Genomic DNA, 21578 nt, shown 5'->3' on the forward strand with positions numbered 1-21578 from the left:
GGTTAGGTCCAATCTGCGAGGTCTCGGGGGCCGGCGGCCGCGGCCCGAAACTCGTTCTTGAAGTGGGTGAGCGCACGCGCGTGGGTGCCCGACTCCGAGACACGGAAATTCGCGTCGAGGAGGAATTGCCCCATCAGGCTTGTCTCGGCCGTGTTCGGACGAGACCCCCGTGCGATCTTGAACACTGACGTGACCTGCCCGTTTGTGAGTGACGGGCAGAACCGGTGCGCGGCAACACGATCGTCACGGTCGTAAGAGAGCCGCTGCGGAGGGTTCGCGGCAAGCCACCCCAAAAGCTCGAGAACCGGATCGTGGTACTTCGACTCGATCACCTGAGACACCAGAGCAAAAGTAAGCGCAACGACCTCCTCGAGCGGAGTATGCACGGCCTCATCCATGTGGCTTGGTGCTGGCATGAATTCTGCGTGCTCGAGCGGGACTCCACGGGTGCCCCACATCTCCTGCCCCCAGCGCAGTGTGCAGTGCCACAGGTACGCCCACGGCGTCTCTGACGCTGCCGCGTAGCGTGCCGGGCACCGCTCGGTATCGATGCGGGTGACAAGGAGCCGTTCGAGGACCATGTTCACGATCTCGTCCCGCTCAACGTCATACCCCCAGCTGCGTGCGATACCAAGCATCGGAGGAGCGAAGAACTCATGCAACTGCTCAATGAATGCGAGACCCTCAGCGGTTGACAGCACCGCGCTGCCGTTGTCCGCGATCTCCGTGAGAATCATCCGCTGCCGCCAAATATCAAAGCGTTGAAGCTCAACCATGACGCACCTCCAACCCGAGCTGCCGCACAGCTTGGGCGTGGAGCAGCGTGGTCACTTCGCCCCCGACACGCTTCAGCGCTTCGCCCCGGGCACCGTCCACTTCGCACTCGACCACCACGAGCGCAGTTAAAGCATGGACCAAGGCAACCCGGGCGGAACGCAACATCTCGCGATTCATCGGGTCCTTGCTCGCTGCGAGATGCAACACCTCTCGAATATCGCCTTCAAGCCGCTGCTGGAACAGCGTGGTATCCCGCACCACCTCGTCTAGACGCTTCTCCGCCCCTTCGAGTTTGAGTACGTCGGGATCCTTTTTCTGATCCAATACCGCTTCGTGAATTCGCTGCACCTCTCGGTACACGGGCTCAACCTTCGCCTTGGGATCCTTGAGCTTCTCGTATGCCCGCTCAGCTGCCTCGCGAAGCACCCTTGGTGCTTTCTCGCTCTGCGACAGGTCATGGATCGTGGCGACCTTGGCAAGCCACTCCGGCTTATGTCCGGTCTTCTCCACAGCTAGTTCAGTGACCGACAGCGCGGGAGTCGAGTCCCAGTTACTCCCGGCGGGAGTAACTGGGCTCTTGGCCACCAGACCTCGAGTCTTTAGCGCCGCAAGGCCGCCCGCGGCTTGCCTCTCCTTGGTCCGTAGCTCGTAGTACGGGAGATCAAAAGATGCCCAAGCGGCATGAATCTCCGCCGGTGAGAGGTTCTTTCGGGCTTCGTTAGTGACGAGCTCCAAGATGCCTTCTTGGTCGGCTTCAAGGCCGGTGTAGATTTCCACGCGGATGGTGTCCCACCCGCTTCGCTTTGCCGCTTCGAGGCGATGTGCTCCGTCGACCAGCACAAACGTTCCATCGGGGCGTTCAGAGACCGCGATCGGAACAATCTGCTTTCCGGTCTGCTCGAACGAGGCGTGCAGGAGTCTCACGTGGTCGTCTGCGACGGCCCGTTGCCGTTGGAGAACAACGATAGATTCGACGTCCAATTCAGCGGAACGGATCGTGACGTTTTCAGGGATGAGCGCGGTGTTCAAGAGATCGCCTCCAGGAAGAAAGAAACATCAGTGGGAATCTGGAACTCATCCCAGACCAGAGCGGCTGCATCGGCAGTGTGGACGACACACAGATGCTTGCGAGATGGATGTGTTCTGCAGGTGCATTCACGCGCTCGGGCCGCATGAAGTGGGCAGTAGGTGCGGAATTTCTGGGTGAGGACGACAGCCCACCCCGTCTTCACCATCGCGCGCAATTGCGGTGCAAGCGCTGACCAGCCCTGTTCAGAGGGGACCTCCGGTGGGACCTGCACTGCGGTCTGGCAGCTTCGGATCTCGCAACGAATCGCAACAACTTCGCGACGCCATACGCGGCCCATCACTCCCCACCGCCAACCGCGATGAGTTCCGCTTCGAGAGCCGCGAACGTCGCATCGACGTCGCGACGTGGCTGTCCACATTCCACGCAATGGGACCGATCGAGCTCGCTCCATGATTCGGAGCCCCACCAATGATCTCCGGTCACGCAGCGCCCCGACCCGTGAGTCTCAGTGGGATCCAGCATGGGTGCAAACGCATCGGCTTTGCCAGCACCCACCGGCCACCCGCCAGGGTTTCTCACGAGTACCGCGGCGACGAGCGCAGCAGGGTTTCTCACGACCGCGCCGCGGGCAGCGGTCGCGAGGACCGTGTCTCGCACGACCTGCACTACGTCGACCTCATCCAGAGGTACCCGGCCGTTCACCTCATGGCGGATCTGTGCAAACGTGAGACGCAGTTCCGGATGAAGCGAAGCCAACTCCGCATCCACTCCGGCCACAGCCTCGCGCCCGTCTACGGCTGGTTTGGTTGGTTGGCTTGAAGAAGAAGTATTACTAACCAACCAACCATGGTTTTCTCTTCCTATAAAGGTGTCTGCGTTTCGCAGAGACGGGGTCACCGTATCTGCGTTTTGCAGTGTCGGGCTGACCGGGGAATCTTCCCCGTCTCTGCGTTTCGCGGACACGGGGGAATCTCCCTCTCTGCGTTTCGCAGACACGAGCATTTCCTGCTGCTCCAGCCACTGTTCGTATGGCAGATCGAGCTCAAGAACTGCCTCTTCAAGAGTGCGAGAAACTAAGGGCTCGGGGTCCTGGAGAAAGAGCCGAAATCGCCGTTGGCGCCCCCTGGGGTTCCCGGCAGCGTCAACGTACCCATCGGGGTAACGGTCACGAACTTCGACTAGGAAGCCTGTCTCTAGGAGGGCCTTCTTGGCGGTGACCCACGCTCGTTCTCCCAGTCCAAGTTGCGTGCGTGCCTCGATTTGAGAGAACTGTCGGCCTTCCTCGTGGGACAACAAGAATAGGTAGATGCTCACGGGGTTGCCGCAGATGCGAGGATCCCTGACCCACCAGTTACGGTGTTGGCCAAATTCCTGCTCGAATGACAGCCTCGGACGAATGATCTGGGGGTCGTTCAACGCGCACTCCTTGTTGAAACAGACTCCAGTGACACGGCAACTCCCATGTAGTTCAGTGTGATCCTGTAGTTCTCTCGAACGAAGAGCGGAGCAACGGCATTGAGTTCGAGACTCAGGAACATGGCTTGGAATTCGTGCGACATCGTTGTCGCAAACGGGGAGAAGCGTACGAAATCTCGTGCCTCGTGCGAACGTTTGAGCTTCCGCGCCAAGGCGTAAAGCAAGCAGAACTCAGCGGGCAGCACTTCACTAGCCGATGATCCGTAGCTGAGATAATGGGAAACCTCGCGGGCTGAGAATTCGCTTTCAGGCTGTTCAACTGCGCGCGGGACTGTGTCATATTGGTAGGACACGATCGATTCTCCTTTCAGGAGTGTCACCGAACCCCTGGTGTTGGCGCACCGGGGGTTCGTTTTTTATCGAACCAGGGAAGTCGAGAGTTCTTGCACGGCAGCCCTAATTGCGACGTAGTCGTCAATTTGCATGGGTACAACAGTGCTGAGTCGACGGCTGAGCCAGGACTCGGTGACTCCCATGTGGTTCGCGACGGTCTTGCGAGTTAGACGGTTGTCATGGATTGAGTCGCTAAGCTCAGCCGCAGCGGATGCATTAGTCGCCGGCATACCCACCTCCTTATTTTGCGATATTTGTAAAACTATCACCAGGATTGCAAATATCGCAATGCGGTAGGGGGAAACCTGTTTCGATTTACGTAATTGATGTTAAAATTTCGACATGACAATGCAGGTAGTGATTGAAAGTGATGATTTCAGTGCAGCTGACCGAATCTCGCTGCTTCTGTTCATGCGCAAGATGTCGCAGAGTGCTCTTGCTCGAGCGCTGGGCTACTCAGTGGCGGGTGTGAGTCGTCGCATGACGGGGGCTACCGAGTGGGGCTTCTCGGAGATGCGGGAAGTTGCCAGGGTGCTCGACACTTCGGTCGCTTTCCTTGCTGGCGAGACTGATGACATGGCTCGGCCGGATCATCTGCGCACAAACGACGAATCCCCCGCCGCTTTCGCGACGGGGGATTCAGGTAGTGTGTGCGCCCCGAGGGATTCGAACCCCCGACCTTCTGATCCGTAGTCAGATGCTCTATCCAGCTGAGCTAGGGGCGCCCGTTGGTTTCCCAACTCGAAAAACATTACACGAGGCCCCTCGGAAACGGAAATTCGGGCGCGAATCCCGGGCGTGTACGCCCACAGCTGCGCCGCACAGCCGGCGCTCCGGTGCCGCTCGCGACAGGGCTCGAATCCAGCCCCGGTGCTGGGCGCGCGCGGGCAAGGTACCCTTGTCTCCGTGCCAGAGAACATCACCACGCCCGCGAACCCCCAGACCGCGCTTGAGCGCGCCGAGTCCCTGATCCTCGAGGTCCCGGACTACCCGAGCTCTGGGATCCTGTTCCGCGACATCACCCCGCTCCTCGGCGACGCCGCCGCGTTCCGAGCGACGGTGGACGCGCTGATCGCTCCCTTCGAGGGGCAGTTCGACGTGGTGGCGGGGCTCGAGGCCCGCGGCTTCCTGTTCGCCAGCGCCGCCGCGTATGCGAGCGGGGCCGGCCTGATGCCGGTGCGCAAGGCGGGCAAGCTGCCCCGTCCCGCGGCCAAGGTCGACTACGCACTCGAGTACGGCGTCGCCGTGGTTGAGGCGCACAATGACTTCCCGCGTGGTTCGCGCGTGCTGGTGATCGATGATGTGCTCGCCACGGGCGGCACCCTGGTGGCCGCGCACGCTCTGATGGCGGAGCTTGGCTACGAGGTCGCCGGCACCTCGGTGCTGTTCGAGATTGAGGATCTCGGCGGCCGGGCGGCGCTGAACGACCCGCAGCTCCACACCGTCTTCCACAGCTAGACACGCGAGACTGACGGGTCGGACCCGGGTTCGGGGGAGCCAGCACCATGAGCAAAGACGCGAAACCGTCTCGGCGCGGGCTGCCCGGCCCCGACTTCTTCGATCTCGCGGGCAGCGACCCGGAACTGTTGAACTCGGGGCGGATCCCGGATCCGGCCCCCGCACACACCCCGCTGTTCCGGTGGCTCGCGCGCATTCTGACGGCCGTTGAAGCACGGCTTCGCGCGCGGGGCGATGCCACGGTGCGGAACGCGCTCCGCGTGGGGTGGGCCCTCCTCGCGGCCGTGGGCATCTTCCTGCTCGTCGGCCCGGTGGTCAACAAACCGCTCGACTTCGATGACGTCATCGCCTCCGCGAAGGTGGACGAGGTCGACTGGGTGGCCCGCGACGCCACGGTCGACTACACCGTGGCGCGGGACGCCGAGGGTGGGTTCGCCACGACCGTGGAAGAACGGTATACCGCCGAGTTCCGGAACGGCCCCGAGACCGCCGTAGAGCGGGTGCTGGTGACCGAGTTCCAGGGCCACGACGCGGAGTTCGCGCTCGGCGAGGTCACCGTCGACGGCGAGCCCGTCACCGCGGAGGTGGATCGGCGGGCGACGACCACGACGATCCGGATCGTGCGTCCGGACGGGACACGCTTCGAGGGCGCACACGAGATCGCCGTCAGCTATGCACTGCACCACCTGGTCACGCCGCGCGAGGACGATGCGACCGGGGCGATCGTGGACGCCTGGAACTGGCCCGTGTTCGGCGAACTGTGGCCCCAAGCTACGAAGGGCATTGAGGTCTCGCTGACCCTGCCGCAGGAGCTCGACGAGGCGCTCGTGCGGCCGCCCCAGGCGTACGTGGGCTGGCTGATCGCGAGTGCGACACAGTGGCTCGAACCCGACGGCGAGACCGCCGCGGGTACCCGCTACAGCTTCACCAACGATCAGGGGCTCCCGCCCTACCCGGACATCCTGATCCGCACGAGCTTCGAGGCCGGCACCTTTGCCCAGCCCGAGACCACGGCGCTGTTCTGGTGGCAGACGTTCGGCCCGCTGCTCCCGCTCGCTGGCCTCGCCGTGCTGACCCTGTTCGCGGCCGCGGCCCGCAGGGTGGTCTGGGCAGATAGCGCCGGCGAGCCCTGGTACCTGCCGCGCAGCACGCCACCCGCGGACCTCTCGCCCGAGCTTGCCACGGCGCTGCTCGGCCGATCGGCACACGCCGAGCTTGTCGAGACGCTCACGGAGCGGGTGACCCCCGCGAAGCGCACCTCCTGGTTGGCGCGTCTCGCACGCGCCGGGCGTCGGGCCGGACGCCTGGGCAACACCCCCGCGGTGCTCGCCACCGCGGCGCGCTGGCGTCGCTCCGATGAGGTGGTGGCGCAGGGCCTCCGATGGGTGCCGGACAGCTACGTCCGCGACTTCTTCGTCTACGCACCAGTCGCGGTCACGCTGCTGCAGTGGGGGCTGCTGCGTCAGCTCTCACACCAGGTCATTCTGCTGGTGGTGTGGTGGCCCGCCGTGTTTGTGCTCCTGGCGACCGCGCTGGCGATCGCCACGCTCGTGCTGGTGCGGCGGCCGCGCCCCCTCACCCCGAAGGGCGCACGCGCGGTGCAGGATCTGAAGGGGATCCACGTGTTCGCGCGGGCAACACGCCTGCTGGATCGCGGGCCCGTGGACGAGCCTCTGCTGCCCTACGCGGTGCTGTTCGTCTCACCGCGCCGCGCGGGATCCCGCGTTGCGGAGCACGCCATCCGGGAGACCGGCGAACTCTCGCTCGCGCAGGGCTGGCGCGGCGGGAACTTCCTGGCACTCCCCGCGATCCTGGCGCTGCTCGCCTCGGGTGCCGTCTTGGCCGGGGCGATCGGTGTTGCCGCCACGGTGCCGCCGCCGTACGCCACCCCTGAGCGGTTCAGCGACGATGCGAGCAACCTCCCGGGCACCCTTGCCACGGAGATCCAAGGCTTCGATATTCGTGCCGAGCTCACCCGAGACGACGCCCGCGCGGCCCGGCTCGAAGTTGTGGAGCGCTTCAGCGTTGTGTTCGCGGAAGACTCGGCGCGTGTGCCGCAGTTTGCCCGCGAGTGGAGCACCCAGTATCTCGGTCAGGACCTCGGTTTCGAGCTCGACTCCCTCCTCGTGGACGGCACCCCCGCACCGATTCGGAAGATCCCGCAGCCACGCAGCGCCGTGGTCACCACCCAGCTCGTCGAGGCGCTGAGCGGAGTGCACAGCGTCGAGGTGCGCTACACGCTGGCGCACCCGGTGGTCGACGCGGGCACGGCGGGCGAGGCCACGCAGCAGCTGCGGTGGGCGGCGCTCCTCAGCTCCTGGGAGGACGAGTACTACGTTAACCCCAGCAACCCCTACGACGGGAGCGAGCCCGTGCGCCCGCTGCGGGTAGAGCTCACGGTCGCCCCGGAACTCGCGGACGAGATTCGCGAGGGCGGGTGGATCGACACCGATAGCGACCGGGCGAAGATCCCGTTCGTGTCCGGGAACGCGGTGGCACCGTGGGTCACCGAGATGTCGAGCTACACCGACGACTCGCAGCGCCTGGAACTGCGCATCGGCTCGGAAACCCGTGAACCGGATGGCTCCGTGGTGTTCCGGTTCGACGCGGACGCCGTCGAATCACGGCTCACCGACCCGATGGCGGAGCTGGACGATCGCGGTGCCGCGGCCGAGGCGGAGGATCCGGACGCGGGCTTCGCGGTCACCCCGGAGGTGAACGCGACCCTCGGACACTACGAGCTCCAGATCGGCTCGTACACGGACCTGGGGGCACGGCTTTCCTTCGCTCCGGACACCTTCAGCGGAGTGACCGCGAACGGCGCACAGCGATTCTTTGCGGACTACACCCGGCCCTACGCATTGATGATGTGGGGGACGGGGGCGCTGGCGGCGGTCGCGCTCGGCGTCGCGGCCGCCGCCGCGCTGCGGCGCCGTGCACCTGGACTCTCCCTGCGACTCGTCGCCTTCGTCGCGCTCCCGGTCCTCGCGATCGCGCAGTGCGTGGTGTTCTGGTGGGTCATCGGGTCGATGCCCGGGGGAGAGGCGCGAGGCGTCGGCGCGTTTGTGCTCGGCGGAGTGATGAGTGTCGCGATCATCGCGGAGTGCGTCATCGTGGCGAGGCGGTCCCCGAAATTCCCGAACGGCGCCACGGTCGGGAGAGAATAGTGGGCATGACCCAGACTGACGCTTCCGCCGCCTTCTTCGCCGCACGTGACCAGCTCCTGGCCTGCGCGGGAGATCCGGCGCGAGCCCGCGCCGAGTTCAGCTGGCCTGACGTGGGTGACGCGTTCAACTGGGCGCACGATGTTTTCGACGTGATCGCCGAGGGCAACGACACGGTGGCGCTCTGGATCTCCGAGGAGGACGGACGCGAGCAGAAGCTCACCTTCGCGGAGCTGAAGCGCCGCTCCGACCAGGTGGCCAACTGGCTGCGCGCCACCGGGCTGCGGCGCGGCGACGTCGCGATGCTGATGCTCGGCAATCGCGTCGAGCTGTGGGAGATCATGCTCGCCGCCATGAAGCTGGGCGTCGTGATCCTCCCCACCTCGGTCGTGCTGGGGGCCGCGGAGCTCGTGGACCGGGTCGAGCGCGGGCGCGTCACCTGGGTGTTCGCCGCCCCGGAAGACGCGATCAAGTTCGGTGACGTGCCCGGCCGCTACCGCGGCGTGGGCGTCGGCCTCGCCGACGGGACGAAGGACCAGCGCTCCGCGCTCTGGGAATGGGCGCCCTACGAGGAGTCGCGGGCCGCGGGCACCGCGGCGATCCCGAAGCTGACGCGCAGCATTGATCCGGCGCTGATCTACTTCACCTCGGGGACGACCAGCCTGCCGAAGATCGTGGTGCACTCGCACACGAGCTACCCGCTCGGCCACCTCACCACCATGTCCTGGCTGGGCGTGCGGCCCGGCGACACGCACCTCGTCATCAGCGCGCCCGGCTGGGCGAAGCACGCCTGGTCGAGCTTCTTCGGCCCGTGGCACGTCGGGGCCACGATCTTCGTCGCGAACTACGCGCGCTTCGACGCCGAGTTCCTCGTCTCCGAGCTGGATCGCGCCGGGGTCACCACCTTCTGCGCCCCGCCGACGGTGTGGCGCATGCTGATCCAGCACCGCCTGGACCGGAAGCCCCGCGCACTCCGGGAAGTGGTGTCCGCCGGTGAGCCGCTGAACCCCGAGGTGATTGCGCGCATCCAGGAATGGTGGGGGCTCGAGATCCGCGACGGCTACGGCCAGACCGAGACGACGGCGCTGATCGGCAACATGCCGGGAGACCCCATCGTCCCGGGGGCGATGGGCCTGCCGTTGCCGGGCGTCGACGCGGTGCTCGTCGATCCGCTCACCGGCGAGGAAGCGCGCGAGGGGGAGATCTGCCTGCGCATCGTCCCGGCGGATCCCGAGCGCGACGGCGATGCCCCGCGGCATGCGCCGCGGAACCTGATGACCGGGTATTTCGGGAACGACGAGGCGACCGCTCGGGCGACCGCCGGCGGCCTGTTCCACACCGGCGATGTTGCCCAGCGCGGCGACGATGGCGTGCTCACCTTCGTGGGCCGCACCGACGACGTGTTCAAGTCGAGCGACTTTAAGGTTTCCCCGTTCGAGGTGGAGAGCGCCCTCCTCGAGCACCCGGCGGTCGCGGAGGCCGCCGTGGTGGGAGCACCCGATGAGACCAAGCTGAACGTGACGAAGGCGTATGTGGCGCTCGCCGCCGGGGTCCCCGCGACCCAGGACACCGCCCGTGAGGTGCTGGCACACGCCCGCGTCGCATTGCCGCCGTACATGCGCGTGCGCCGGGTCGAGTTCTTCGAGCTTCCGAAGACGACCTCCGGCAAGATCCGCCGCGTCGAGCTGCGCGACCGCGAGGTCGTGGCCTATGACGCGGGGGAGCGGCTGCCCGAGGAATGGCGCGAAGAAGACTTCCCCGGCCTCAAGGGCTAGGGGGTCCGCGGTGGTGCGCGGTGGTCCGCGCGGTGGCCCGCGCCCCAGCGCGTTTCGGCCCCTCGGCGTGCGGCGGCGTCCGCCGTCACACAGCGTCACGCGACTGGGGCCTTGCGAGCGCCCGGGATAGCTTCGAAGCATGACACGTATCGAGACCACCACCGCCGGCAGCCTGCCCCGTACCGAGGCCCTGATCGCGGCCAACGCGGCCCGCACCTTCGCCGAGGACGGCTTCACGCTGCAGTCCACACCCGAGTTTGCGGCGCTCGTCGCCGAGGCCACCCGGGACGTTGTGGCTCGCCAGCGCGAGGCGGGCATCACCCAGCCCGGGGACGGCGAGTTCGGCAAAGCCATGTCGAACGCGGTCGACTACGGTGCCTGGTGGACGTACTCGTTCCAGCGCACGGCGGGTCTCGAGCTCACCGGCAAGGACATCTTCAGCCAGGAGCCCGTGCGTTCCGAGCCGGGCAACGTGCGCCTGACGACGTTCCCGGATCGCCGCGACTGGAGCACCTTCGCGGAGGCATACCAGGATCCGACGAGTGGGATCAGCGTGGGCAAGAACGCGACCGCGTTCCCTGCAACCACCGGCCCCATCAGCTACACCGGGCACGACGCGATCGCCGCGGACACCCGGAACCTGAACGCGGCGCTCGAGGCGGGCGAACGGGGCTTCCTCACCGCGATCGCCCCCGGTTCCGCGGCGCGCATCGAGAACGAGTTCTACGGCTCCGAGCAGGAACACATCGACGCGTGGGTCGCGGCCCTGCGCGAGGAGTACCGCGCGGTCACCGATGCGGGCCTGATCCTGCAGCTCGACGATCCCTCGCTCGCCGAGAACTGGGACCAGATCAACCCGGAGCCGAGCGTGGAGGACTACCTCGCATTCACGCAGATTCGGATCGACGCGATCAACGCCGCAATCGAGGGCCTGCCGAAGGAGCAGATCCGCCTGCACCTGTGCTGGGGCTCCTGGCACGGTCCGCACACCACGGACATCGAGCTGAAGCACATCCTGAAGACCGTGCTCGGCGCGAAGGTCGGCCAGATCTCCTTCGAGGCCGCGAACGCGCGCCACGAGCACGAGTGGGCGGTCTGGGAAGACCAGAAGGCCCTGATCCCGGACGACGTGATCCTGGTTCCCGGCGTCGTCGGCCACTCGACCAACCTCGTCGAGCACCCGGACCTCGTCGCGCAGCGCATCGAACGCTTCGCGAAGATCGTCGGCCCGGAGCGCGTCATCGCCGCGACGGACTGCGGCCTGGGTGGCCGCGTCCACCCGCAGATCGCGTGGGCGAAGCTCGAGGCCCTCGGCGAGGGCGCGCGCCGCGTGCGGGTGTAGGGCCCGTGGAGCGTGGCGGGCCCAGGCGCGCGTGTGCCCGGGCCCGCCGACGTGTCTACGCCGGCACCTGAGCGCCCGCCCGCGTGTGCTGGTGCGCGCCTGCTCGCCCGCTCGCGTGTGCTGGTGCCCGCCCGCTCCCGCTGGCACCCTCGTAGCGCTCCCGTCGAAACCGAGCGATTTTCTCTGGCACGAGCCAAATGTGCACGAAAATGACACGGTTGCGGGAAAATGCCTCGGTTTGGAGGTCGCGAACGCCGGTTCCCCTGCGCTCACGCTGCTCGAACCGATCGCGCTGCTCGTTCGGCCTACGCAGCCTCGGCGGCGAGAAGCGCGTAGCAGCGGGTCACGCGTTCCACCCACCACGCGGTGCGTTCCGGACTCGCGGCAGTACGTGTGAGTGACGCCTCGCTGAGCGCCGGCCGGCCCACCGGAATGACACCCTCCACGGGGACGAGCGGCGTATCGGTGACGTCATCCGCGAGGAGCGCGACCGTGCCCAGCCCGCACGCCCCGGCGAGCATCCCCTCGGGGAGCGCAGCGGCGAGGTGTGCGCCCATCGAGATCCCGACCGAGGTATCGAGCGCGCTGGAAACGACCACCGGGAGGTTCGCCTCGCGCACGATGCCCAGTGCGCGCGCGACGCCGCCGAGAGGCTGCGCCTTGATGATGAGCAGATCCGCGGCCCCAGCCCGGGCCACGGCGAGCGGGTCCGAGGCTTTGCGGACGCTCTCGTCCGCGGCGATCCGCACCTGGGCCCCCGCGGCACGCAGCCGGTCCCGCACGTCGGCAAGCTCCGGCACGCTCACGCACGGCTGTTCGGCATACTCCAACTCGAACTCCGCGAGCGCGGTCAGAGCGGTGACGGCCTCCGCCACCGACCACCCCGTGTTGGCGTCCACCCGGACGCGCGCGTCCGGCCCCATCAGCTCCCGGACTCGGCGCACGCGCGCCACGTCGTCGGCGAGGACCTGCCCGCGCTCGGCGACCTTCACCTTCGCGGTGCGACAGCCGGGGAATCGATCAAGGATCCTCGCGACCTCGTCCGGTGCCACCGCAGGCACCGTCGCGTTGACCTCGACCCGGTCCAGCCGTGGCGCGGGCTGCGCGGTCCACCCGTAGTCGAGGGCGGCGGCCAGCCATGAGGCGGCCTCGGCATCGTCATACTCAGTGAACGGGGAAAACTCACTGGGTCCGGCCGGCGCATCAAAGATCGCCGCCTCGCGGACCGTGACGCCCCGAAACCGGGTGCGCGTCGGAATCGCGACGACCCGCATCGAATCCAGAACCTCGGCAAGCGGCGGCAGGGAGCTGGGCATGGGCGGGGCGGCCGCGGCGGGACTCATGCTTCGAGTCTAGGCAGTCGGTTGGACGGCGCGGATGAACGGCGCAAAAACCGCTGGTGAGCGTGAGAAAGGACAGCCTGTCCTCGCTTGCGTTCCGGCACATGCGGGAGCAGAATCGGGGCATGGCGAACACCACGCAACCCACGCCCGGACAACACCCGCACGAGCCACACGAGAACCTGGGGCAGCGCCTCAACTGGTTGCGCGCCGGGGTGCTCGGGGCCAACGACGGCATCGTCTCGACCGCGGGCGTGGTCATCGGCGTCGCCGGTGCGACGCCGGGCAACGTGCTCGCGATCGCCACGGCGGGGCTTGCGGCGCTGGTCGCCGGTGCCTTCTCGATGGCGGGCGGCGAGTACGTCTCGGTGAGCACGCAGCGGGACACCGAGCGCGCGATGATCGCGAAGGAAAAGCGCGAACTCGCGGAGATGCCCGAGGCAGAGCTGCGCGAGCTTGCCGGGTTCTACGAGGATCGCGGGCTGTCGCCCGAGCTCGCGCAGCAGGTCGCTGAGGAATTGACCGCGCACGACGCGCTGGCCGCGCACGCGGAGGTCGAGCTCGGCATCGATCCGGAGGAATACACGAGCCCCTGGGCCGCGGCGCTCTCCTCCTTCGTGGCGTTCACGGTCGGCGCGCTGATCCCCCTCGCCATGATCCTGCTCCCGGTGGGCGAGAACCGTGTGTGGGTCGCCGTGGTGGCCGTCTTGATCGGCCTGTTCCTGACCGGCTGGATTAGCGCGACGCTCGGCAAGTCCCCGCGCGGACCCGCGATCCTGCGGAACATCATCATGGGCGGAGCCACGATGGCCGCGACCTATCTGATCGGCATGCTGTTCGGTGTCGCAGTGTCCTGATGCCCGCGAGCGGGGGCAGCCGAATAGGCTGAGGGCATGACGCAGCAGGTTTCTGAGATCTTCGATCCGTCCGAGTGGGAGGTCGCCCCAGGGGCGGCGGGCTACACCGACATCACCGCGCACCTGAGCCTGGACGGCCGGATCGCGCGCGTCGCGTTCAACCGGCCCGAGGTGCGCAACGCCTTTAGGCCGCACACCGTCGACGAGCTCTACGACGCGCTGGATCGCGTGCGAGTGAACCCGCGGGTCGGTGTGGTCCTGTTGACCGGGAACGGGCCGTCCCCGCGCGACGGCGGCTGGGCGTTCTGCTCGGGCGGGGACCAGCGGATTCGGGGCCGCGACGGGTACAAGTACTCCGACGATGAGACGGCCGTGGGCCCGGAGGCGGCGGCCCGGGCTGGGCGGCTGCACATCCTCGAGGTGCAGCGCCTCATCCGGTTCATGCCGAAGGTGGTTATCGCGCTCGTTCCCGGCTGGGCCGCGGGCGGCGGACACTCGCTGAACGTGGTGTGCGATCTGACCATCGCCTCTCGGGAGCACGCAAAGTTCAAGCAGACCGACGCCGACGTGGGGTCATTCGATGCGGGCTACGGCAGCGCGTACTTCGCGCGTCAGGTGGGCCAGAAGTTTGCCCGGGAGATCTTCTTCCTCGCGGAGGAGTATTCGGCGGACCGCGCCCGCGAGATCGGCGCGGTGAACGAGGTCGTGCCGCACGAGGAGCTGGAGCGCACGGGCATCGCGTGGGCGCGCACCATTCTCGGCAAGTCGCCGACCGCGATCCGGATGCTGAAATACGCGATGAACGCGGTCGACGACGGGATCGTCGGGCAGCAGCTCTTCGCCGGGGAGACCACCCGCCTGGCCTACGGCACCGACGAGGCCGTCGAGGGGCGCGACTCGTTCCTCGAGAAGCGGGATCCCGACTGGAGCCCGTTCCCGTACCACTACTAGCCCGCGCGGGCGCGGGAGCCGACCCCAGGACCGTCGAAACCGAGGCGTTTTATCGAAACCGACCGAATTTCTAGGGAATTTGGGTCATTCTCGATAAAACGCCTCGGTTTGGGCGAGGGGGCGCGGACCGCGCACGCGCGGGGCGGGGCGCCCCCTCGGCACCGGCGGCGCGGCGTTACGCCTGCTCGGCCTTCTTCGCGCGGCGGAGCTCGTGCAGCAGCGGCTCGGTGTAGCCGCTCGGCTGCGCCGCGCCCTCCACGATCAGGCGGCGGGCCGCCGTGAAGGCGAGGCCGGGCGTGGCCCCGTCGGCCCCGAGCAGCTGCTCGTACAGCGGGTCGGAGGCGTTCTGGCGATCCACGATTGCCGCGCAGCGCGTCAGCGCGGCGTCGATCTCGGCCTCGGTGATCACGCCGTGCAGCAGCCAGTTGGCAAGCAACTGTGCGGAGATCCGGAGCGTCGCGCGATCCTCCATAAGGGCGACGTCTCGCAGATCCGGCACCTTCGAGCAGCCGATGCCCTGGTCGATCCAGCGCACCACGTAGCCGAGGATCGACTGCGCGCTGTTCTCCAGCTCCGCGGCGACGGTCTCGGCGTCGAGCTCCCCGTCCCCGGCGAGCGGGATCTGCAGCAGCGTGTCGAGGGAATCGCCCGCGGGGGCCGCCGCCGTCACCTCGGCCCGCGCGGCGAACGCGTCAGCCTGGTGGTAGTGGATCGCGTGCAGCGTCGCGGCGGTCGGCGACGGCACCCACGCGGTCGAAGCTCCGGCGCGAACGTGCCCGATCTTCTGCTCGAGCATCGCGGCCATCAGGTCCGGCATGGCCCACATGCCCTTGCCGATCTGCGCGTGCCCGTCGAGGCCGCTCGCGACGCCGATGATCACGTTGCGGGCCTCGTAGGTGCCGAGCCACGGCGCGGTGCGGATCGCGTCCTTTGAGAGGAAGGGGCCCGCGTGCATGGAGGTGTGGATCTCGTCGCCGGTGCGGTCGAGGAACCCGGTGTTGATGAACGCGACCCGGTCCGCGGCCGCGGCGATCGACGCGGCGAGGTTTGCGGAGGTGCGGCGCTCCTCGTCCATGATGCCGACCTTCAGCGTCAGCGCGGGCAGCCCCAGCAGTTCCTCCACCCGCCCGAACAGTTCCGCGGTGAACGCGGCCTCGTCGGGCCCGTGCATCTTCGGCTTCACGATGTACATGGAGGGGGTGCGCGAGTTCGCGAGGTCGCCGCGCAGGTCCTCGAGGGATCCGAGCGCGGTCATGATCGCGTCGATGATCCCCTCGGGCGTTTCCGCCCCGTCGCGGTCGAGGATCGAATCGCCGAGCATGAGGTGGCCCACGTTGCGCACGAACAGCACGGAGCGGCCGGGCAGCGTGACGGTGCCGCCGTCGGGGGCGGTGTAGACGCGGTCCGCGGCCATGCGCCGCGTGAACGTCTTGCCGCCCTTGCTGATCTCCTCGGTGAGGGTGCCGGCCATGAGGCCGCGCCAGTTGCGGTAGCCGAGCGCCTTGTCTTCCGCGTCCACGGCAGCGACCGAGTCTTCGAGGTCCATGATCGTGGTGAGGGCGGCTTCGATGACGATGTCCTGCACGCCCGCGGAGTCGCTTGCGCCGATGGTGCCGGATCGGTCGATCACGATCTCGGCGTGGATGCCGTGGTGCACCAGGACGATGGTCTCGGGGGCCTCGGCCGCACCGGTGTATCCGACGAGCGCAGCGGGATCGGCGAGACCGGCCGTCGCGCCGTCCGCGAGGGTCACGACGAGCGCCCCGTCCTGGATCGCGTAGCCGGTGCTGCCCGCGTGGGAGGCGGTGCCGGATCCGGCGAGCGGTGCGACCGTGTCGAGGAACTCGCGGCCGCGCGCGATCACGGCGGCCCCGCGCTCGGGGTTGTAGCTCGCGCCGGGGGCGAGCGCCCCCTCCTGCGAGATCGCGTCGGTGCCGTAGAGCGCGTCGTACAGGGAGCCCCAGCGCGCGTTGACCGCGTTGATCGCGAAGCGTGCATTGAGGATCGGGACCACGAGCTGCGGGCCCGCGAGCTGCGCGATCTCCGGGGCGACGTTTTCGGTGGTCACGCGGACCGCGCCGGGTTCGGGGGCGAGGTACCCGATCTCGGTGAGGAATGCGCGGTAGGCGGCGGGATCCGGCACCCCGGGCTGTGCCTGGTGGAATGCGTCGATCTGCGTCTGGAGCTCTTCGCGCGTGCGGAGCAGTGCCGCGTTGCGCGGTGCCAGGTCGTGCACGATCGCGCTCACGCCCGTCCAGAACGTCGCGGCGTCGAGCCGGTGGCGGTCGAGGCTTTCCTCGGCGAAGGCGACGATCGGCTCGGCGACGGAGAGGTCGGCGCGAGAGACGTAGGTGGTCATGCGAGCTCCAATGCTGCGGGTCCAATGGGGAACTACTGTCCACCATAGGAGCCTATTGCCGAAAATGGAGTATCCATTCCGTATAGTGGAGTCATGGACGATTCATCCGTACGTGAACTCTCAGAGACGCCGGGTCAGGTGCAGTCGGTGTCCCGGGCGTTCAACGTCCTCGACGTGCTCGCCGACGCGGATTCACCGCTCCCGCTGACCGAGGTCGCCGCGCGCTCCGGCCTCGCGGTGCCGACCGCACACCGGTTGCTGCGGACGTTGCTCGACCTGGGGGCCGCCCGGCAACTCAAGAACCGCGACTACTCGCTGGGCCCGAAGCTCATCGGCCTGGGGGAGCGGGCCACGCCGCCGCTCGCGGAGTCCGCACGGGGCACCCTCATCGCCCTGGAAGAGATCGCGCAGGAAACCGCCAACCTTGCGATCCTCGAGGGGGACCTCGTCGCCTACGTCGCGCAGGTTCCCTCGCGACACCGGATGCGGATGTTCACCGAGGTGGGGCGGCGCGTGCTGCCCCACGCGAGCGGAGTCGGGAAGGCGATGCTCGCGACGCTGCCCGAGCGCCGCGTGCGCGCGATCCTGGAGCGCACCGGTCAGCCGGCGTACACCGGGACCACGCTCACGACCGCAAAGGCCCTGATCGAGGATCTGCAGGCCACGCGGAATCGCGGCTTCGCGATCGACGACGGCGAGCAGGAGGTCGGGGTGCGGTGCATCGCGGTGGCGATCCCCGGTGCCGTGCCGCCGGCGGCGCTGTCCATCTCCGGGCCCTCGGCGCGGATGACGGACGCGATCGTGGAGCGGGCCGTCGCCGAGCTCACCCGGGCCGCGCACGAGCTGGCCGGAGAATAAGGAGCGACGCACGGAGTACCCTGGAGGGGTGACTTCGCCCAACGGACTTCGCGCTATTCCCACCGAGGATCGTGCCTGGCTAGTGGCCGCGCTGCAGGACGCCCTGGCCGGCGGGGCCCCCGTCCTGCCGCTCCCCCCGGGAGGCGGCGAGGGGGCCGACGCCGCGGCCGTGCACGAACTGCAGCACACCCCCCTGCCCGAGGGCACCGCCGTGGTCGTGCGCACCTCCGGCTCCAGCGGGATCCCGAAGGCCGTCGCGCTCTCCGCGGACGCGCTCCGGGCGAGCGCCGCCGCGACCCACGAGCGTTTCGGTGGACCGGGACAGTGGCTCGTGACGCTGCCCGTGCACCTCATCTCCGGGCTGCAGATGCTCATCCGCAGCGCGCTCTCCGAGTGCGATCCGGTGTTCGTGGACGGCGCCTTCGATCCCGCACGGGTGCTCGCCGCGGCCGAGACGATGACCGCTGAGCGGCGCTATATTTCCCTCGTCCCGGTGCAATTGGCACGCGTGCTGGATCACGCCGCGGCGGATCCCGCAGCGGCCGAGGTGCTGCGGCGCTTCGACGCGGTGCTCGTGGGCGGCCAAGCCATCTCGGTCGCCCTGCGGCAGCGCTGCCACGAGCTCGGCGTCGCGCTGAAGCGCAGCTACGGCATGACCGAAACCGCGGGCGGCTGCGTCTACGACGGGGTCGAGATCGGCGACACCCTGGTGCGGATCCGCGCCGGAGAGGTGCAGCTCGCCGGGAGCTCGCTCGCCCTCGGCTACGTGGGGGATCCCGCGCTGACCGCGGACCGCTTCCTCGCCGAGACCGACCGCGAGGGGGCACCGATCCGGTGGTATCGCACGGGCGACGCCGGCGAACTGCTCGGCGGCATGCTGACCGTCACCGGGCGCCTCGACCGCGTCCTGATCTCCGGGGGCATCAACGTCTCCCTCGACGAGGTCGAACGCGTGGTTCGGGAGCTCGCCGGCTGGGACACGGCCGTGGCGCTCGCGGCGCCCCACCCCGAGTGGGGGGAGCGGGTGACGCTCGTGATCGAGACGCCGGATCCGGCACCCGCGGACGCCCTCGGCTTCGACGCCGTCCGCGACGCCGTCCGCGCCCAGCTCGGCGTTGCCGCCGTGCCGGAATGGGTGACCGAGACCGCGCAGATGCCCCGCCTCCCCGGAGGCAAACCGGACCTCGCCGCGCTCGGCGAGTGGATCGGGCGAGTACGCGACAGCTTCCGTGAGACGCGGCAAGCCGCAGGAGAGGACCAGGCGTGAACCAGGCGAAGGATCGGCGACGGTCGGGCAATCCGGCGGTGCGCGCCGCGGCGGAAACGATCGTCGCCGCGGGCGGCGAACCGCGCATCACCTGGCGCAACTGGGTGGGCGGCGCGCGGCTGCGCACCCTGCCCCTCGCGGTCGCACCGGTCGCGGCCGGCGCGGGGATCGCGCACATGGTCCAGGATTTCTCCTGGCCGCTCACGCTGCTCGCGCTCGCCGTCGCGGTGTTCCTGCAAATCGGCGTGAACTACGCGAACGACTACTCGGACGGGGTGCGCGGCACCGACGAGTTCCGGGTCGGCCCGGCACGCCTCACCGGCTCTGGGCTCGTCAACCCGAAGCGGGTCCTGCTGCTCGCCCTGACGTTCTTCGGACTCGCGGCGGTTGCGGGCATCGTCGCGGTGGCGCTGAGCGGCCGGTGGTGGTTCCTCGCGCTCGGGGTCGTCGCGATCATCGCGGCCTGGTTCTACACGGGCGGCAAGCGCCCCTACGGGTACGCCGGCCTCGGCGAGGTCGTGGTGTTCATCTTCTTCGGGCTCGTTGCCACGGTCGGCACCGTCTGGCTGCAGACCGACGTCCGCACCCAGGAGGCCTGGTTCGCGGGGGCCGGGGTGGGCCTGTTCGCGGTCGCCGTGTTGATCGTCAACAATATCCGGGACATCCCCACGGACCGCCTCGCGGGCAAGCGCACGCTCGCGGTCCGGATCGGGGATCTGCCCTCGCGGATCCTGTTTGTGGTGTGCCTGCTGCTGCCCTTTGTGGTGCCGGGCATGTTCGGCTTTGCGCACTCGGGCATGGTGCTCGTGTGGCTCGTGCTGCTCATCGTGGTGCCGTGCATCGTCATCGTGCTCACCGCAAGAACCCCGCGCGAGCTGATCCTCGTGCTGCAGCTCACGAGCCTCGCCGCGCTCGCCTACGGCGTGCTGCTCGGCATCGCCTTCGCGTTCTAGCTACAGCCCGCCGTCGCTCCCGTGCTTCGGCCGGCATCCATGGGTGAGTTTCCGGGGCTTCGGCTTCGTGATGTCCCGGAAACTCACCCATGGATGACGACGAGTCCGCGAGAGGGTCGGTGTTTATCAGGACCCTTGGGGACGGGGAGCGAGCGCTCGCGGCGCTGCGGCACGGCCTGCGCGGATAACCGCCGGGGCGAGGGGGCCCGGAGACGCGAGGCGAACCGCGACGGCCAGAAGGAGCATGCCGGCCAGCCACGCCCAGAGGGCCCCGGTCGCGACGAGGATCAGGAGGACGCCGCCGGCACCCGTGAGGACCGCGGCGACGGTGCGGAACGGGCCCGGCTGGGGCGCATGCTCCCGGTTCTGTGCCCCGGCCGGAGCCCCGGACGCGGCCGCGCGGTGCGGGTCCGGCCGACGCTCGATCCGCGCGACGACGGCGACCACGGCCGCGACCGCGAGGCTCGCGGTGGCGATCCAGAACGGGCGGCTCAGCCACCATTCGGCGGTGAGCGGCACCGGCAGGAGCATCGTGGCACCCGTGAGCGCGCCCGTCGCGAGCAGCAGCCCCGTGAGCGCGATCACGACGAGCATGTGCCAGGAGTAGATCGTCATTGCGGCCCCGTTGATCGCGTTCGAGGCGCGAGCGATCCCGGGGAGCGCGGCCCAGGCGCGCAAGCGATCCCGCGCCGCGGCGAAGAGCGCGAGCTGCACCACGCCGAGCAGCGCGAGCGCCGCGGTGGGCGGGTTCAGCGCCGCGAAGAGGTTCGCGGGGCTCGCCCCGAGCGCCATGAGCGCGATGATGCCCGCCACGGCCCACCCCGCCGTGCGGAGGCTCGGCACACGCCCGTCGGCGAGCCAGAAGCCCAGCTGCTGCACGAACATCCACACGAACAGCAGGTTCGCGAAACCGAGGGCATCGACCCCGCTCGCCGCGCGGAGCGCATCCACGCAGAGCACCGCCGCACCGAGGGCCGCGAGGGTGCGTCCGGGGGCGCGCTCGTGCAGCCGCAGTGCGGCGGGAACGAGCGCGCTGCACAGCACGTACACCCCCAGGAACCAGAGCGGCTGGCTGATCCGCCACCCCGCCTCCGCCACCAGGGACGCGTCCAGACCCACCAGCGTGAGCGCGGTCAGCCCCGCGACCACGGCACCGGCCGCGGCGAGCGGCACCGGGAGTAAGCGTCGGAGGCGGAGCGCCACGTACGCGTCTGCGCGCACGCCGCGACGCCGAAGCCCGCGCAGGTGCGTCGCCGAGGCGAAGCCGCCGAGCACGAAGAACAGCGGCATCATCTGGGCCACCCAGGAGAACACGGTGAATCCGCCCCACGACTCGAGCGCGTTCTCGATGACGACGCCCCCTGCGGTGCCGGTCGCTGCGCCGGCCGGATCACCGCTCGTCAGGCTCACGCCCACCATCAGCGCGTGCACGGTGACGACCGCGATCAGGCATGCGGCCCGCACGAGGTCGACGGCGGGATCGCGCCGCGACCGGGGCTGTGGTGGATCCGGCAGCGGGGTGTGCGCGGGGACAACGAGCGTCATGAGAGGGTCCTTCCCGAGTGTTGGAAGTACCTTCCCGTGACGAACGCGCGCCGCGCGTCCCTCCCCGGTCCTGACCTGCCCCCTACCCAGGTG

17 protein-coding genes and 1 tRNA gene are annotated in these 21578 nt (G+C 68.6%); 10 read left to right on the forward strand and 8 right to left on the reverse strand.

Translation table 11 applies throughout. The features are described from left to right. Positions 1-2: 2 nt before the first annotated feature. The 4 genes from D3230_RS04495 to D3230_RS04510 all read right to left on the reverse strand — a co-directional run bounded on the left by D3230_RS04495 (position 3) and on the right by D3230_RS04510 (position 3576). Positions 3-776, reverse strand: a complete 774-nt coding sequence (locus D3230_RS04495) for a hypothetical protein (RefSeq protein ID WP_202343829.1) — start codon at positions 774-776, stop codon at positions 3-5. After that, positions 769-1806: a ParB/RepB/Spo0J family partition protein gene (locus tag D3230_RS04500; protein WP_202343830.1), complete on the reverse strand. Its 1038-nt coding sequence runs from the start codon at positions 1804-1806 to the stop codon at positions 769-771. Before D3230_RS04500 ends, D3230_RS04495 begins: the two co-directional genes overlap by 8 nt. Positions 1807-2143: 337 nt before the next feature. Beyond that, complete coding sequence (locus D3230_RS04505; RefSeq protein ID WP_202343831.1) at positions 2144-3223, reverse strand: hypothetical protein; 1080 nt, start codon at positions 3221-3223, stop codon at positions 2144-2146. Continuing rightward, positions 3220-3576: a hypothetical protein gene (locus D3230_RS04510; RefSeq protein WP_202343832.1), complete on the reverse strand. Its 357-nt coding sequence runs from the start codon at positions 3574-3576 to the stop codon at positions 3220-3222. Before D3230_RS04510 ends, D3230_RS04505 begins: the two co-directional genes overlap by 4 nt. Before the next feature lie 460 nt (positions 3577-4036). On the opposite strand from D3230_RS04510, the gene D3230_RS16485 reads away from it, so the two are divergent. Next, positions 4037-4309: a helix-turn-helix domain-containing protein gene (locus D3230_RS16485; RefSeq protein ID WP_420029016.1), complete on the forward strand. Its 273-nt coding sequence runs from the start codon at positions 4037-4039 to the stop codon at positions 4307-4309. Here D3230_RS16485 and D3230_RS04520 read toward each other — a convergent pair. Continuing rightward, positions 4268-4341, reverse strand: a tRNA-Arg gene (locus tag D3230_RS04520). The two genes, D3230_RS16485 and D3230_RS04520, sit on opposite strands and share 42 nt — an antisense overlap. A 181-nt stretch (positions 4342-4522) precedes the next feature. Here D3230_RS04520 and D3230_RS04525 point away from each other — a divergent pair. From D3230_RS04525 to D3230_RS04540, 4 genes are all read left to right on the forward strand, one after another. After that, positions 4523-5074, forward strand: a complete 552-nt coding sequence (locus D3230_RS04525) for an adenine phosphoribosyltransferase (RefSeq protein ID WP_337249086.1) — start codon at positions 4523-4525, stop codon at positions 5072-5074. Positions 5075-5121: 47 nt separating this feature from the next. Continuing rightward, positions 5122-8241 (forward strand): DUF2207 domain-containing protein, encoded by a 3120-nt coding sequence (locus D3230_RS04530; protein ID WP_202343833.1) that lies wholly within the window; start codon positions 5122-5124, stop codon positions 8239-8241. A 5-nt stretch (positions 8242-8246) separates the two neighbouring features. After that, positions 8247-10013, forward strand: a complete 1767-nt coding sequence (locus tag D3230_RS04535) for an AMP-binding protein (protein WP_202343834.1) — start codon at positions 8247-8249, stop codon at positions 10011-10013. Positions 10014-10152: 139 nt separating this feature from the next. Further along, positions 10153-11355, forward strand: a complete 1203-nt coding sequence (locus tag D3230_RS04540) for a cobalamin-independent methionine synthase II family protein (RefSeq protein ID WP_202343835.1) — start codon at positions 10153-10155, stop codon at positions 11353-11355. Positions 11356-11660: 305 nt separating this feature from the next. On the opposite strand, the gene D3230_RS04545 is transcribed toward D3230_RS04540, so the two are convergent. Then, positions 11661-12698 (reverse strand): o-succinylbenzoate synthase, encoded by a 1038-nt coding sequence (locus tag D3230_RS04545; RefSeq protein ID WP_237466939.1) that lies wholly within the window; start codon positions 12696-12698, stop codon positions 11661-11663. A gap of 122 nt (positions 12699-12820) precedes the next feature. On the opposite strand from D3230_RS04545, the gene D3230_RS04550 reads away from it, so the two are divergent. Continuing rightward, positions 12821-13552 (forward strand): VIT1/CCC1 transporter family protein, encoded by a 732-nt coding sequence (locus D3230_RS04550; RefSeq protein WP_202343836.1) that lies wholly within the window; start codon positions 12821-12823, stop codon positions 13550-13552. A gap of 36 nt (positions 13553-13588) precedes the next feature. Next, positions 13589-14503 carry a 1,4-dihydroxy-2-naphthoyl-CoA synthase gene (locus tag D3230_RS04555; protein WP_202343837.1) on the forward strand — a complete coding sequence of 305 codons (915 nt, stop codon included), beginning with the start codon at positions 13589-13591 and terminating at the stop codon, positions 14501-14503. Between the two features lie 175 nt (positions 14504-14678). On the opposite strand, the gene D3230_RS04560 is transcribed toward D3230_RS04555, so the two are convergent. Next, positions 14679-16862: a malate synthase G gene (locus D3230_RS04560; RefSeq protein WP_202343838.1), complete on the reverse strand. Its 2184-nt coding sequence runs from the start codon at positions 16860-16862 to the stop codon at positions 14679-14681. Positions 16863-16955: 93 nt separating this feature from the next. Here D3230_RS04560 and D3230_RS04565 point away from each other — a divergent pair, with 93 nt between their 5' ends. Genes D3230_RS04565 through D3230_RS04575 form a run of 3 tightly spaced genes read left to right on the forward strand, consistent with a single transcriptional unit; the run spans position 16956 to position 19940 of the window. Then, a complete protein-coding gene (locus D3230_RS04565) occupies positions 16956-17720 on the forward strand; it encodes an IclR family transcriptional regulator (RefSeq protein WP_202343839.1) in 765 nt (254 codons plus the stop codon). 28 nt (positions 17721-17748) lie between these two features. Continuing rightward, positions 17749-18987, forward strand: coding sequence for an AMP-binding protein (locus tag D3230_RS04570; RefSeq protein ID WP_337249087.1), 1239 nt, complete (start codon positions 17749-17751; stop codon positions 18985-18987). Further along, on the forward strand, positions 18984-19940 hold the full coding sequence (locus tag D3230_RS04575; protein ID WP_202343840.1) for a 1,4-dihydroxy-2-naphthoate polyprenyltransferase: 957 nt from the start codon (positions 18984-18986) through the stop codon (positions 19938-19940). The genes D3230_RS04570 and D3230_RS04575 overlap by 4 nt, the downstream gene beginning before the upstream one ends. Before the next feature lie 126 nt (positions 19941-20066). Here D3230_RS04575 and D3230_RS04580 read toward each other — a convergent pair whose 3' ends face one another. Then, positions 20067-21485: an acyltransferase family protein gene (locus D3230_RS04580; protein WP_202343841.1), complete on the reverse strand. Its 1419-nt coding sequence runs from the start codon at positions 21483-21485 to the stop codon at positions 20067-20069. Between the last annotated feature and the right edge of the window lie 93 nt (positions 21486-21578).

The sequence above is a fragment of the Leucobacter chromiireducens subsp. solipictus genome (assembly GCF_016758195.1).
GTDB lineage: Bacteria > Actinomycetota > Actinomycetes > Actinomycetales > Microbacteriaceae > Leucobacter > Leucobacter solipictus.